Origin of the sequence: Streptomyces orinoci (genome assembly GCF_003121295.1) — a bacterium.
In the GTDB taxonomy this organism is placed as follows: Bacteria; Actinomycetota; Actinomycetes; order Streptomycetales; family Streptomycetaceae; genus Streptomyces; species Streptomyces orinoci.
In genome coordinates this window covers 595,081-608,546 of the sequence record NZ_PHNC01000031.1, presented here as the reverse complement: position 1 = coordinate 608,546, position 13,466 = coordinate 595,081, and the positions used below count along the sequence as shown (strand labels likewise).

Below are 13,466 nucleotides of genomic sequence, written 5' to 3'. Positions count from 1 at the left end.
GCCTCCGGCCGCCGGGCCGGGATGACTTCGCGGGCCGGTCGCACCTCAGGGGCGCAGCCCGCCGGCCAGTCCGATGACCATGGGCACCACACCGACCGTCAGAAAGGCCGGGAGGAAGCACAGCCCCAGCGGAGCCGTGGCCAGCACTCCGGCGCGCCGGGCTCGTATGCCCGCCGCCCGGGCCTGCGCGGACCTCAGGCGCCCGGCCAGCCGGGACATGGGCTCCACCGCCGGGACGCCGGTCTCATGCGCCCGTTCCAGGCACAGGGCCAGGCCCCGCGCCCCGGGCAGTTCGGCCAGCCGGCCCCAGGCGGTGGCGGGGTCGCCACCCAGCCGCAGCTCCGCGGCGGCCTGGGCCAGCCGCTCCCCCAGCGGTCCGCCCAGCGATCCGCCGGTTTCCTCGGCCGCCGCACGGGGCGCGGCTCCGGCGGCCAGGCAGGCGGCCAGCAGGTCGGCGGCCAGCGGAAGCTGGTCGAGCACCTGCCGTGCGGCAACCGCCGCCGCGCGGGCCGCCGGCCGCGCCCGGCGCCGGCGCCATACGGCGTAGCCGACGGCGGCCGCCACCACAGCCCCCAGAACACCACCAAGCACGGCGAAGGAGAGGACTCCTGCCCCGGCCGCCTCGCTGACGCCCGGTGAGCCGGCGCACCGCCGGGCCCGCGCGCCCAGACGGCTCAGCGGGGCATCCTCCGCGGGCCGCCCGAACAGCCGCATCGCCCGGCGCCCGGCCGATCTGCGCAGGCGGATTCCATGCAGCCCGGCCACCGCACAACCGGCCGCGAGGACCAGCACGGCCGCCAGGACCAGATCGAGGTCATACCCCCGGCTCATCCCCCGCGCCTGCCTTCCGGCGCTCCCGCCACCTGGACGATCCGCCGGGTCCAGACGACCCCGGCGCCTTCCAGCAGGCCGCCCAGGGCCAGGCAACCGAGCCCGGCCGGGGTGTGCAGCAGCACCCGCAGCGGATCGGCCCCGAGCGCGCTGCCCATCAGGAGAGCCAGGACGGGCAGCAGGGCGAGCATCACCGCGGTGGATCTGGTTCCGGCCAACTGGGCGGCCAGCTCCTCCCGTTGATCGCGCTCGGCGCTGAGCGCGGCACCGATCCGTTCCAGTCCGGCGGCGAGCCCGGCGCCGCCCTCGACGGCCACCTGCCAGCAGGCGGCCATGGCGTTCAGCCCCTCGGCCCCCGGCTGCCCGGCCGCTCTGCGCAGGGCAGCCGGCACCTCGCCGCCGTATCTGGCCGCCGCCGACACCGCCGGCCAGGCGGAACCGAGCTCCGGCAGACGGACCCCGGCCAGCACCTCGCCGGGCTGCCGCCCCGCGCGGAGATCACCCGCGACGGTCCCGCACAGCTCGATCACTGCGGCCTCCCGGCTCTCCCGTTCACGCCGCAGCCGCCGGGCAGCCAGCCACCGCCGCACCAGGGGCACGGCCATCAGCGAACCGAGCAGCGGCAGAAGCGACCGCCCCAGCAAGGAGACCGCACAGCCGACCGGCAGGCACATCAACTCCCGCCGCTCACCGAGGACTTGCCTCAGCCGGCCGAGCGCCTCCTCCGCCTTCGCCCATGGGGCGGGGCCGGCCGCGGTCAGGGAACCGCCGCCGGCGAGGAGCGTCCGCAGCCGCCGCAACTCCTGCCCCTGCCTGGCCGACAGCCACACCGCCATGGCCGCGCACAGCAGCGCCGCGCACAGCGCCAGCGCCTGCGGCGCTCCGGCCGCCGCCCTCATCGCGCACCCCCGGCACGCCCGCAGAGCGCGGCGAGCCTGGGCCAACCGGCCGCCCGGTCAAAGCCCTTGGGCCCCCGGACGGCGGCCGGCACGGTGGTGACCAGGCCGGCCCGGTCACGGGCCAGCACATGCACCTCGGCGATGCGCCGCCGGCCGGTGCGGTCCCGCACCAGGTGGATCACCACCGAGAGCGCGGCCGCCAACTGGCTGTGCAGGGCCGCCCGGTCGAGCCCGGCGGTCGAGCCCAGCGCCTCCAGCCGGGCCGGCACATCCGCCGCGGCATTGGCGTGAACCGTTCCACAGCCGCCCTCATGGCCGGTGTTGAGGGCGGCCAGCAGGTCGGTGACCTCCGGACCGCGGACCTCCCCGACGACCAGCCGGTCCGGCCGCATGCGCAGTGCCTGGCGCACCAGGTCCCGCAGGGTCACCAGGCCGGTGCCCTCCTGGTTGGCCGGTCTGGTCTCCAGCCGCACCACATGGGGATGATCGGGGCGCAGTTCGGCGGAGTCCTCGGCGAGCACGATCCGCTCGTCCGGCGCGACCAGCCCCAACAGGGTGGACAACAGCGTGGTCTTGCCCGAGCCCGTCCCGCCGCTGATCACAAAGGAGAGCCGGGCGTCCAGCACCGCGCGCAGCAGCCACTGGCCGCCGGGCGGCACCGTTCCGGCCGCGACGAGTTCGTCCAGGGAGAACGCCCTGGGGCGCACCACCCTGAGCGACAGGCAGGCCGAGCCGACCGCCACCGGGGGAAGCACCGCGTGCAGCCGGGTGCCGTCCGGCAGCCGGGCGTCCACCCAGGGCCGGGCGTCGTCCAGCCGCCGCCCGGCGATCGCGGCCAGCCGCTGGGCGAGCCGGCGCACCGCCGCGGCGTCCGGGAACGTCACCTCCGAGCGCTCCAGGCCGGTGCCGCGGTCCACCCAGACCTGGTCGGGCGCGGTGACCAGCACATCGGTCACCTCCGGTTCGGCGAGCAGCGGCTCCAGCGGCCCGGCCCCGACCAGTTCCGACCTCAACTGGGTAACGATGCCCAGCACTTCGGCATCCCCGAGCAGCCGTCCCTCACCACGCAGGGCCTCGGCGACCCGTGCCGGGGTGGGCTCCGCGCCGCTCTCCGCCAGCCGCAGCCGCACGGCGTCCAGCAGGGCGGTGCTCATACCGGCACACCCCCGTCCTCCACCAGGGCCTGCTGCCAGAACTCGGTGCCGAACCGGGAGAGCGGCCCCTTCTCGTTCCCGCCCGGCGGGCGGCCGGCGAGCAGGGACTGTGACAGCCCTGGTTCCAGGGGCAGTTCACCGGCGAGCGGCAGGCCCAGGAGCCGGGCCACCTCGCCACCGTCCAGCCCGGGCCCGAAGGGGCCGCGCACCACCAGCCGGAGTTCGCCCAGCATCATCCCGGCCACGGACGCGATCCGGTGTGCCGCCACCACCGCCCGCAGCTCGGAGGGCACCAACAGCAGCCCCAGATCGAGCTGTTCCAGTGCTTCGGCGGCGGCGCCGTCCAGTCTGCGCGGCAGGTCCACCACCACAATTCCCCCGCGCCTGCGGGCGGCGGCCAGCACCGCCCGCATGGCCTCCGGCGGGACGGCCGCGCAGTCGCCGCGGTCCCAGCTCAGCAGGCGCAGCCCGTGCAGTTCGGGCAGTGATTCCTCCAGGGCGCGGCCGGCCACCCGGCCCCGTGACCCGGCGAAGGCCGGCCAGCGCAGCCCCTCCGCCCGTTCACCGCCGAGCAGCACATCCAGGCCGCCGCCCAGCGGATCGCCGTCGATCAGCATGGTGCGGTGCCCCGCCCGGGCCGCGCAGACGGCCAGGGCGCAGGCCAGCGTGCTGGCCCCGGCGCCGCCCCGGCCGCCGATCACCCCGACCGTGAGCGCCGGGCGCCCGGCGCCCTCCACCGCGTCGGCGATCCGGTCCACCAGCCAGCTCTCGCCGTCGGGCAGCACCACCACATGGCGGGCGCCGATCTCCACGGCCCGCTGCCAGATGCCGGGGTCGTCCGGGTCGCTGCCGACCAGCACCACGCCCTCGCGGTGCACGGCGCCGCCCATCCGGGCCGCGCAGTCGTCCCCCACCAGGACCAGCGGCGCGGCGGCCCAGCTCCCGCCGCGTCCCGGTGGCGCCTGGGCGACCTCCGGCACGGCGCCGGCCGCGGCGCACAATCGCAGCAGATCGTCCAGAAGCGCTTCGTCCTCGGTGACAATCAACGGTCTTCCCTGCCGCTCCCCGGCGGCGGCAGGCCAATCGGATGTGATGGATCCCGTCACGGCTCTCCCCTCCTCCACGTCTCACGCCGCGCTCGCGCCTCTGCGAACGTCGCGGAACTCGTGCGGAATCACCGTGCAACGAACCGGGAAATCGTGTGGATCTTGGTCAAAAACTGTGGACAACTCAGCGGCTGTGAATATCCCGCTCACCTATACCGGTGACTTCCCGAGAGCAGCCTGCCGATTACGCTCCGTCACGTGTATCAAGGAGGCAGCGCGGGCGCCGACCGGGCCCGGTGGAGCGAAGGGAGTGCGAGCGAGATGCTCAAAACACATCCGGACATGCGACGACCCCCGCCGGGGGGGAGAGCGGGGGTCGTCCCCACGGCCGACTCGGGGGGGGAGGAGTCGGGCCGGGTTAGACACGGTCGCGAACGATCCGTGACTTCCATGGTGTACCCGAGAGCCTTCTCAGGCAAACCCACACGCCTCAGCTTACGCCGAATGGAGGGCCTCTATGCTCGGCGGCGTGGAAAACCACTCCCTGCCTCGTACGGCAGCGTTCTTTGATCTGGACAAGACGGTCATTGCGAAGTCGAGCGCGCTCACCTTCAGCAAGTCCTTCTACCAAGGCGGTTTGATCAACAAGCGCGCCGTACTGCGCACCGCGTATGCACAGTTCGTCTTCCTTGCGGGCCGTGCGGACCACGAACAGATGGAGCGGATGCGGGAGTATCTCTCCGAACTCTGCCGGGGCTGGAATGTCCAGCAGGTCCGCGAGATCGTCGCCGAGACGCTGCACCAGCACATCGACCCGATCATCTACGACGAGGCAGCCTCGCTGATCGAGGAGCACCATGCCGCCGGCCGCGATGTGGTGATCGTCAGCACCTCCGGCGCCGAGGTGGTCGAACCCATCGGGAGGCTGCTCGGGGCCGACCGGGTGGTGGCCACCAGGATGGCGGTGGAGGACGGCGCCTTCACCGGCGAGATCGAGTACTACGCCTATGGCCCCACCAAGGCCGAGGCGATAAGGCAGCTGTCCGAGTCGGAGGGGTACGACCTGGCGGGCTCCTACGCCTACAGCGACTCGGTGACGGATCTGCCGATGCTGGAATCCGTCGGCCATCCGCATGCCGTCAACCCCGACCGTGCGCTGCGCCGCGAAGCCCTGGCCCGCGACTGGCCGGTTCTTTCCTTCAACCGCCCGGTGCGGCTCAAGCAGCGGCTGTCGTCACTGCCCAGGCCGTCCGCCTCCGCCCTGGTCGGGGTCGCGATCGGCGCGGCGGCGGTTACGGCGGGGCTGCTGTGGCTGGCCGGCCGCCGCCGGGACAGCACCCCCACCCCTGTCCGTATTGCCCGGCTTTAAAGATAAAAGTAAAGAACTGCGGCCCAACCTTCCGCTTGCCCCACGGCGGTAGTAGAAAGGAGTCAACGGCCCGCGAGACCAGGGACATCCGAGAGGACGCCCGTTACGCACCACGGCCCCACGGACCGCGCACGAACGCCGGGCACCCACGCGACGCCGACCCGTCGATTACGGGCCAGTCGCACCAGGCAGCGGGCAAAGTACCCGGCCTGATGGGCGAATTTCGTGCACGCTTGGTAACCCGGCGGACGTGCCAGCGGCGGTGCCAGAGCTTGTCCGGTACCGCCGCATTACCGTGTGGCGGCACCTCAAGTCATCATTGTGGCCCTGGACTTGGTCAGGCCGCGCCCCGCTGCAGCGCCTCGCAGACGGCCGTGGTCTCTCGCGCCCCCAGCTCCACCGCCCGGGCGCAGTGGGCGATCCAGGCGGCCATCCCCTCCGGGGTTCCTGAGGCGTAGCCGTCGAGAGCCTCCAGATAGGCGTCCCGGCCCAGTTCGGCGTATCCGACTTCGGCAGGGCAGATGGACTTGGGGTCCAGGCCGCTGCCGACCAGCACGATCCGTTCGGCCGCCCTGGCCACCAGGCCGTTGTGCGAGCCGAAGGGGCGCAGGGCCAGCAGTTCGCCATGGACCACGGCCGCCGTCACCACGGCGGGCGCCTGGCTTCCGGCGATCAACAGCCCGGCCAGGCCTTCGAGCCGGCCCGACATCTCATCGGCCTCGGGCAGCGCCAGCCTCACCAGCGGCTCATCGACCGGCTCACCGGGCAGCCGGGGCCGCCCCACCCGGTCCTGGGCCTCCACCCCGCCGGCCGCCACCAGATGGAGCCTGGCGAGCACCCGAAGCGGCGACTGGCGCCACACGCTCAGCAGTTGACCCGCCTCCGCGGTCAGCCGGAGCGCGGCGCCCACAATGCGGGGCTCGCCCTCGGCGCTGAAGTCGGTGCGGCGGCGCACCTCTTCGAGAGCCCAGTCGGCTCCGGACAGCGCGGCCGAACCGCGCGCTCCGCGCAGCGCGGCCTCGGCGGTCACCTCATTGCTGCGGCGGCGCATCACCCGGTGCCCGTACACCCGGTCCACGGCCCGGCGTACGGAGTCCACGGAGTCGGCGACGCCCGGCAGGGCGCCCAGGGCGGCGAGGGGGTCTCCAGGTGTACTCATGGGTAAGACAGTACGCACTCCAGTCCAACACCCCCCGAAGGAGTGGTCTTGTTCACCCACCGCTCTCACAGGACGCACCCGCACACCTACGCTTGGTGAACATGAAGATCGCTTTCGTGGGGAAGGGCGGCAGCGGCAAGACCACGCTGTCCTCGCTCTTCATCCGTCACCTCGCCGCGGACCGGGTGCCCGTCATCGCGGTGGACGCCGACATCAACCAGCATCTGGGCGCGGCGCTCGGGCTGGACGAGGCGGAGGCCGCCGAACTGCCCGCGATGGGCGCCCAGCTGTCCTTGATCAAGGAGTATCTGCGGGGCACCAACCCGCGCATCCCCTCCGCCGAAACCATGATCAAGACAACGCCGCCCGGCGAGGGCTCCCGGCTGCTGCGCGTGGACGAGGACAACCCGGTGTACCGGGCCTGCGCCCGCACCGTACGGCTGGAGCGGGGCGCCTCGGTCCGGCTGATGGCCACCGGCCCCTTCACCGAAGCCGATCTCGGTGTCGCCTGCTACCACTCCAAGGTCGGCGCGGTCGAGTTGTGCCTGAACCATCTCGTTGACGGCCCCGGTGAGTATGTGGTCGTCGATATGACGGCAGGCAGTGACTCCTTCGCCTCCGGGATGTTCACCCGCTTCGATATGACCTTCCTGGTGGCCGAGCCGACTCGCAAGGGGATCGCCGTCTACCGCCAGTACAAGGAGTACGCCAGGGACTTCGGGATCTGTCTGCGGGTGGTGGGCAACAAGGTGCAGGGTCAGGACGACCTGGACTTCCTGCGCGAGGAGGCCGGCGACGACCTGCTCACCACCTTCGGCCACTCCGACTGGGTGCGCGCCATGGAGAAGGGCCGCCCGCCGCTCTTCGAACTGCTCGAACAGCCCAACCAGGCGGCGCTGCGCACCCTGCGGGAGGCGGCGGACGCCACCCATGAACGGCGCGACTGGCGGCGCTACACCCGTCAGATGGTGCACTTCCACCTGCGGAACGCGGAGAGCTGGGGCAACGCCAGGACCGGGGCCGACCTGGCGGCCCAGGTGGACCCGGCCTTTGTCCTCGACGAGCGGCTGGCGGCTACTCCTCAGCCTGTCTGAGCCTGGACGGCCTGCTCTCCTCTTCGTCGTCGTCATCGTCCTCGCCGTTGTCCTCGGGCTCCTGCGAGGACGGCGCGTGCATCGACGGGACATGGTGCGCCGGCGGGGTGAGCGGCGGGTAGGACTGGGTCTCGGCCAGCCGGGCCCAGCCATTCCGCGGCGCCTCACCCACGTCCAATTTCCGTAGTTTCGCCAGCACTTCGGGGTCCTGGGCATCCAGCCAGTCGGCCAGCTGCTTGAAGGACACGCAGCGCACGCCCTCCTTGGTGCAGACGGTCTTGATCACGCTCTCCACGGCATGCATATAGGTGCCGCCGTTCCAGGACTCGAAGTGGTCGCCGATGAAGAACGGGGCACGGTTGCCGTGGTAGGCGCGCTCGAAGCCGGCGAGCAGTCCGTCCCTCATCTGCTCGCCCCAGGCCTCGCGCTTGGCGGGGTCGCCCTTGGTGGTCCCGGACTGGTTGGCAAGGAAGTTGTAGTCCATGGACAGGGTCTCGAAGTGGCGCCCGGGCACCGGCACGTCCTGCAGCGGAAAGTCCCAGATGCCGTCGATCTTGTTGGGCCAGACCTGGCGGCCGCCGGAGGAGCTCGCGTCATAGCGGAAGCCCATGGACTTCTCCGCCGGGATGAGGTTGCGCTGGCCCTCCAGACAGGGGGCCCGCCCGCCGACCAGTTCCTTGCCGTAGTCAAAGGGCAGCGGCGGCATCTTCTTGAGTCCGGTGTGCGTCTTCCAGGTCCGGACGAATTTCTTGGCCTGCCGGATCTCGCTTCGCCACTCCCCCGGCGACCAGGTGCCGACGCCGTCCGCCGGCCCGCAGAAGTGGCCGTTGAAGTGGGTGCCGATCTCATTGCCGTCCAGCCAGGCGCCACGGAGCTGGGTCACGGTGTCACGGACACCCTGGACGTCGTTGAAGCCGATGTCCGACGAGCCGGGCGAGTGGCGCGGCGGTTCATAGACGTCCTTCTTCTCCTCGGGGAGCATATAGACCCCGCTGAGGAAGTACGTCATGGTCGCGTTGTACTTCTTGCCCACCTCGCGGAAATGCGAGAACAGCTGCTGGCTGTCCTCTCCGGCGCCGTCCCAGGAGAAGACGACGAACTGCGGCGGCTTCTCCCCGGGCGCCATCCGTCGGGGCTTGGGCTGGTGGGGCTGGGGCCCGGTGTCGGCGGTGGAGCCGTCGCCGATCAGGCGGGCCGGCCGCTGGGCCGCGTTGGGCGCCGCGGCTCCCTGCTGACCACCGCCTTCTCCGTCCCCGGACTCCCCGGAACAGCCGGAGGCGCCCGTCACCAGCGCCAATGCCGCGAGTCCTCCTAGCGTCACCCTCCATGGAACCGCCATCAGCCACCTCGTCCTCTGATCGCTTCGCTGTTCAAGCGCTCAAGCGCCGTCAACCTCGCATGGGAGGGAGGAAAAAGAAGATGCGACAAGCTGATAAACATACAAATTCACTCCATAGGCGGAAGCTCGACTTTGCCGCCCTTTGAGACTTCCCCTCGCTCTTTACTCTCCATTACTATCCATTTACTGAGAGTTGAGAAAGCCGCCCAGCAGTTCTCCCGCCGCGGCACGCCGTGACCGTGATCGCCTTCCGGCCCGATCACGCCCCCGACGAAGACGGGAATTGCCGATGCAAGCCGAAGCAACCCCACCGCCCTCTTCCGCCAACACAGTTGAACCGCTACCCACCGCCCGCCCAGGCCGGCGCCGGGACCTGCCCTTTGCCGTGGCCGTCTCCCTGAGCGCCCTGGTCCTCTCGCTCGCCATCGCACTGGCGGTCGCCGCTCCTCCGCAGACCGGGCTGATCGCGGCCATGGCCGGCGGCCTCGCGGCGGCGGCGCTCGGCACTTCTCCGCTGTATGCGGGCCGGCCGGCCATCGCCGGCCTGGTGGTGGTGATGGCGGAGCTGGTGCTGCACCACGGCTGGCGGGTCGCCTGCGCCATAGCGGCGCTCGCCGGGCTGCTGCAACTGGCAGTGGGCGTACGGCGGGTAGGGCAAGCGGCCCTGGGCCTGGGCAGGTCGGCGCTCTCGGGGATGCTCGCGGGGGTCGGGCTGACCATCGCGCTGGGACAACTGCCCGCCGCCCTGGGTGGGGCAGGCCCGGCGGCGGCCCATCAGGAGTGGGGGCGCCCTCATCCCCCGGCGCTCATGATCGCCCTGGTCACGGCCGCGGCGCTGCTGCTCTGGCCCAAGCTGCCCGGACGATGGGGCAATTGGGCACGAGTGATCCCGGCTCCGATCGCCGCTGTGGCCGTCGGCACCGCTATGAGCGGGTGGCTGGAGCTGCCCCGGGCACCATGGCTCGCGCAACAACTGAGCTCACCGCCACCCCTTGTGGACACACCGGTATGGGGCGCCCTCGCCGCGGCCCTCGCCCTCACCCTCGCCGCAAGCGCACAGGCGCTGCTTGCCGCAAGGGAGTTGGCCTCGGGCGAGGGACCGGACGTGGCCACCGCCCCGGAGGGCGGCAGGGTGAGTCTGCGCCTGACTCTCGGCTGGGTGGCGGGCGTCGGGCTGCTGGCCGGCTTCTCGGGGGTGATTCCGCTGGCGGCGCTCGCGGCGGTGGTCATGGTGTCCGGGGTGCGGATGGGGAGGCTCCGGCGGCCCGGACAGGGCCGGCAGATGGGCGAACTCGCGCTATATGCATTGGCGTTGACTGCGGTGGTGCTGCTGGGAGTGCTGCCGGGGGTCCTCACGGCACTGGGGCTGGCCGTGCTCTGCTCGCTGGGGCAGTGCATCCATACGCGGTTCGGCGTCCGCCGTGAGACCGCCGGACGACCGACGACCGAGCCCTCCGGTCCGCATATCCACCGGCCCTGGACCCCATGGCGTCATCACCACTTCACCCGGCCCGGCACCCCGGGCGACGCGGACACGGGTCGGGACGGGCGCCAACTCGTCGGCGGGATCAGTGCTTTCCAGCGCAATACGGCCCCCTTGGTCCGCGATGAGCTGGCCCGGCTGGCCCGGGACGGGCAGCGGCCCAGTGAGCTCTTTCTGACCTGTGCCGATTCCCGGCTGGTCACCAGCATGATCACCTCCAGTGGGCCGGGCGACCTGTTTACGGTGCGCAATGTCGGCAACCTGATGCCGCCGCCCGGCTCCGACAGCAGCTGCGATTCGGTCGGAGCGGCTGTGGAGTATGCGGTGGAGGTGCTGAAAGTCGGCAGCATCACCGTCTGCGGGCACTCGGGGTGCGGGGCGATGCAGGCGTTGCTCGATACCGGCACCCTCCCCGGACCCGGCCGGCCGGACCAGGGCACTGACCCCAACGACCTGACCTCTCTGGGGCGTTGGCTGCGGCATGGGCAGCCGAGTCTGGCCCGGATGCAGCGGATCGGGCGGCTGGGACGAGGCGAGGTGGCGCTGGCCGAGCGAGCCGTGGCGGACGATGTGGAGCGGTTGGCGCTGGTCAATGTGATGCAGCAGCTGGACCATCTGATGGCGTATGGCTGTGTGGCCCGGCGGGTGGCGGAGGGATCACTCCGCCTCCAGGGGATGTACTTCCATGTGGCAGAGGCACAGGCCTATGTGCTCGACCGGGGGTCGCGTACCTTCGCCGCCGTCCGTCCGGGGGTGCTGGACGCCGTGTAGACCGATATCTGCGGCGAGGCCGCGCCAGGGGGGCGAATTCCGGCCATCCACCGTGTTGACCTCGGACAACCCTCCGGACACAGGTCTAAACCAATAGTTCTCCATAGCCCTTGTCAGGGTGTGCCCCGGGCTGGTGAGCTATGCCCGGGACGTAACGGGCCCCCTGGGAAAGGGAGATGTCGTGAGCAACGAAAGCCTGGCCAACCTTCTGAAGGAGGAGCGCCGCTTTGCGCCGCCTGCCGACCTGGCGGAGCAGGCCAATGTCACCGCGGAGGCGTATGAGCAGGCCAAGGCTGACCGGTTGGGCTTCTGGGCCGAGCAGGCCCGGCGCCTGAGCTGGGAGACCGAACCGACTCAGACGCTGGACTGGTCGAACCCCCCGTTCGCCAAGTGGTTCGCCGACGGCCGGCTGAACGTCGCCTACAACTGCGTGGACCGCCATGTGGAGAACGGGCTGGGCGACCGGGTGGCCCTGCACTTCGAGGGCGAGCCCGGCGACACCCGTTCCCTCACCTACGCCGATCTCCAGCGCGAGGTGTGCAAGGCCGCCAACGCCCTGGTGGAGCTCGGGGTGCGGGCCGGTGACCGGGTCGCGATCTATCTGCCGATGATCCCCGAGGCGGTGGTGGCGATGCTCGCCTGTGCCCGCATCGGCGCCCCGCACTCGGTGGTCTTCGGCGGCTTCTCCGCGGACGCCCTGGCGACCCGTATCGAAGACGCCGACGCCCGGGTGGTCATCACCGCCGACGGTGGTTTCCGGCGCGGCAAGCCCTCCGCGCTCAAGCCGGCCGTTGACGAGGCCCTGACCCGGCCCGGCACCGAGAAGGTGCGCAACGTCCTGGTGGTCCGCCGCACCGGCCAGGAGGATGTCGCCTGGCAGGAGGGCCGGGACCTGTGGTGGCACGAGTTTGTCGGCCGGCAGTCCGAGCAGCACACTCCGCAGGCCTTTGACGCCGAGCACCCGCTGTTCATCCTCTACACCTCGGGCACCACGGGTAAGCCCAAGGGCATCCTGCACACCAGCGGTGGCTACCTCACCCAGATCTCGTACACCCATCACGCGGTCTTCGACCTCAAGCCGGAGTCCGATGTCTTCTGGTGCACCGCCGACGTCGGCTGGGTGACCGGGCACTCGTACATCGTCTACGGCCCGCTGAGCAACGGTGCCACCGAGGTGCTCTACGAGGGCACTCCGGACACCCCGCACCAGGGCCGCTGGTGGGAGATCGTCCAGAAGTACGGCGTGACCGTCCTCTACACCGCGCCCACCGCCATCCGGGCCGCCATGAAGTGGGGCGACGACATCCCCGCCAAGTTCGACCTCAGCAGCCTGCGGCTGCTCGGTTCGGTCGGCGAGCCCATCAACCCCGAGGCCTGGATCTGGTACCGCAAGCACATCGGTGCCGACCGCACGCCGGTGGTGGACACCTGGTGGCAGACCGAGACGGGCGGCATCATGATCAGCCCGTTGCCCGGGGTCACCGCCGCCAAGCCGGGCTCCGCCCAGGTCCCGCTGCCCGGCATCGCCGCCACCGTGGTGGACGACGAGGCCCGCGAGGTCCCCAATGGCTCCGGCGGCTATCTGGTCCTCACCGAGCCCTGGCCGTCCATGCTGCGCACCATCTGGGGCGACGACCAGCGCTATCTGGACACCTACTGGTCCCGCTTCGAGGGGCGCTACTTCGCCGGGGACGGCGCCAAGAAGGACGAGGACGGCGACATCTGGCTGCTCGGCCGGGTGGACGATGTGATGCTGGTGTCCGGCCACAACATCTCCACCACCGAGGTGGAGTCCGCCCTGGTCTCCCACCCCAAGGTGGCCGAGGCGGCGGTGGTCGGTGCCACCGACCCGCAGACCACCCAGGCCATCTGTGCCTTTGTCATCCTGCGCAAGGGTTCGGCGGAGGGGGAGGGCCTGGTCGAGGAGCTGCGAGCGCATGTGGCCAAGCAGCTGGGGCCGATCGCCAAGCCCAAGCGCATTCTGCCGGTGGCCGAGCTGCCCAAGACGCGCTCCGGGAAGATCATGCGGCGCCTGCTGCGCGATGTGGCCGAAAACCGGGCCCTGGGTGATGTCACCACCCTGACCGACTCCTCGGTGATGGAGCTGATCCAGTCCAAGCTGCCCGCGGCACCAAGCGAGGACTGACCTGGTCTTACCCCCTAAGGGCGTCCGGTTTCGACCGGGCGCCCTTCAGTCATTCGGGCTAAAGTACATATCCAACGCGTAGAAATCTCGACAAAATCAGAGGCGCGCCGGGAAGTCTGGTCGGCAATCCGCACACGTGTGCCCACGTGTACCAGTCGACTCCAGGAGGTCCCCC

At 71.2% G+C, this 13,466-nt stretch carries 10 protein-coding genes; 4 read left to right on the top strand and 6 right to left on the bottom strand.

Features of this window, described 5'->3' with window-relative positions; genetic code table 11:
- Window positions 1-45: 45 nt before the first annotated feature.
- Genes CV755_RS36340 through ssd form a run of 4 tightly spaced genes read right to left on the bottom strand, consistent with a single transcriptional unit; the run spans window position 46 to window position 3,990 of the window.
- Window positions 46-831, bottom strand: a complete 786-nt coding sequence (locus CV755_RS36340; protein ID WP_109282527.1) for a type II secretion system F family protein — start codon at window positions 829-831, stop codon at window positions 46-48.
- The gene (locus tag CV755_RS25000) at window positions 828-1,730 is read right to left on the bottom strand and encodes a type II secretion system F family protein (RefSeq protein WP_109282526.1); all 903 of its coding nucleotides are present in this window, start codon (window positions 1,728-1,730) and stop codon (window positions 828-830) included. The genes CV755_RS36340 and CV755_RS25000 overlap by 4 nt, the downstream gene beginning before the upstream one ends.
- Window positions 1,727-2,884 carry a TadA family conjugal transfer-associated ATPase gene (locus CV755_RS24995; RefSeq protein WP_109282525.1) on the bottom strand — a complete coding sequence of 386 codons (1,158 nt, stop codon included), beginning with the start codon at window positions 2,882-2,884 and terminating at the stop codon, window positions 1,727-1,729. The genes CV755_RS25000 and CV755_RS24995 overlap by 4 nt, the downstream gene beginning before the upstream one ends.
- Window positions 2,881-3,990: a septum site-determining protein Ssd gene (gene ssd / locus CV755_RS24990; protein WP_109282524.1), complete on the bottom strand. Its 1,110-nt coding sequence runs from the start codon at window positions 3,988-3,990 to the stop codon at window positions 2,881-2,883. Before ssd ends, CV755_RS24995 begins: the two co-directional genes overlap by 4 nt.
- A 457-nt stretch (window positions 3,991-4,447) precedes the next feature.
- Here ssd and CV755_RS24985 point away from each other — a divergent pair, with 457 nt between their 5' ends.
- A complete protein-coding gene (locus tag CV755_RS24985; protein WP_109282523.1) occupies window positions 4,448-5,299 on the top strand; it encodes an HAD family hydrolase in 852 nt (283 codons plus the stop codon).
- Between the two features lie 337 nt (window positions 5,300-5,636).
- Here CV755_RS24985 and CV755_RS24980 read toward each other — a convergent pair whose 3' ends face one another.
- Window positions 5,637-6,458, bottom strand: a complete 822-nt coding sequence (locus CV755_RS24980) for a Fic family protein (protein WP_109282522.1) — start codon at window positions 6,456-6,458, stop codon at window positions 5,637-5,639.
- A 101-nt stretch (window positions 6,459-6,559) separates the two neighbouring features.
- Here CV755_RS24980 and CV755_RS24975 point away from each other — a divergent pair, with 101 nt between their 5' ends.
- Window positions 6,560-7,552, top strand: a complete 993-nt coding sequence (locus tag CV755_RS24975) for an ATP-binding protein (protein WP_109282521.1) — start codon at window positions 6,560-6,562, stop codon at window positions 7,550-7,552.
- On the opposite strand, the gene CV755_RS24970 is transcribed toward CV755_RS24975, so the two are convergent.
- A complete protein-coding gene (locus CV755_RS24970; RefSeq protein ID WP_109282520.1) occupies window positions 7,533-8,891 on the bottom strand; it encodes a polysaccharide deacetylase family protein in 1,359 nt (452 codons plus the stop codon). The two genes, CV755_RS24975 and CV755_RS24970, sit on opposite strands and share 20 nt — an antisense overlap.
- A gap of 289 nt (window positions 8,892-9,180) precedes the next feature.
- Between CV755_RS24970 and CV755_RS24965 the strand changes: the two genes are divergently transcribed.
- The gene (locus CV755_RS24965; RefSeq protein WP_109282519.1) at window positions 9,181-11,145 is read left to right on the top strand and encodes a carbonic anhydrase; all 1,965 of its coding nucleotides are present in this window, start codon (window positions 9,181-9,183) and stop codon (window positions 11,143-11,145) included.
- 181 nt (window positions 11,146-11,326) lie between these two features.
- Window positions 11,327-13,291, top strand: coding sequence for an acetate--CoA ligase (gene acs, locus CV755_RS24960; protein WP_109282518.1), 1,965 nt, complete (start codon window positions 11,327-11,329; stop codon window positions 13,289-13,291).
- Window positions 13,292-13,466 lie beyond the last annotated feature (175 nt).

Bases quoted from the DNA above. Each gene is read 5' to 3' on its own strand.
- CV755_RS24975 (WP_109282521.1), top strand. From the start codon at position 6,560: ATGAAGATCGCTTTCGTGGGGAAGGGCGGCAGCGGCAAGACCACGCTG.
- CV755_RS24965 (WP_109282519.1), top strand. From the start codon at position 9,181: ATGCAAGCCGAAGCAACCCCACCGCCCTCTTCCGCCAACACAGTTGAA.
- CV755_RS25000 (WP_109282526.1), bottom strand. From the start codon at position 1,730: ATGAGGGCGGCGGCCGGAGCGCCGCAGGCGCTGGCGCTGTGCGCGGCG.
- CV755_RS36340 (WP_109282527.1), bottom strand. From the start codon at position 831: ATGAGCCGGGGGTATGACCTCGATCTGGTCCTGGCGGCCGTGCTGGTC.
- CV755_RS24970 (WP_109282520.1), bottom strand. From the start codon at position 8,891: ATGGCGGTTCCATGGAGGGTGACGCTAGGAGGACTCGCGGCATTGGCG.
- CV755_RS24980 (WP_109282522.1), bottom strand. From the start codon at position 6,458: ATGAGTACACCTGGAGACCCCCTCGCCGCCCTGGGCGCCCTGCCGGGC.
- CV755_RS24995 (WP_109282525.1), bottom strand. From the start codon at position 2,884: ATGAGCACCGCCCTGCTGGACGCCGTGCGGCTGCGGCTGGCGGAGAGC.
- CV755_RS24985 (WP_109282523.1), top strand. From the start codon at position 4,448: ATGCTCGGCGGCGTGGAAAACCACTCCCTGCCTCGTACGGCAGCGTTC.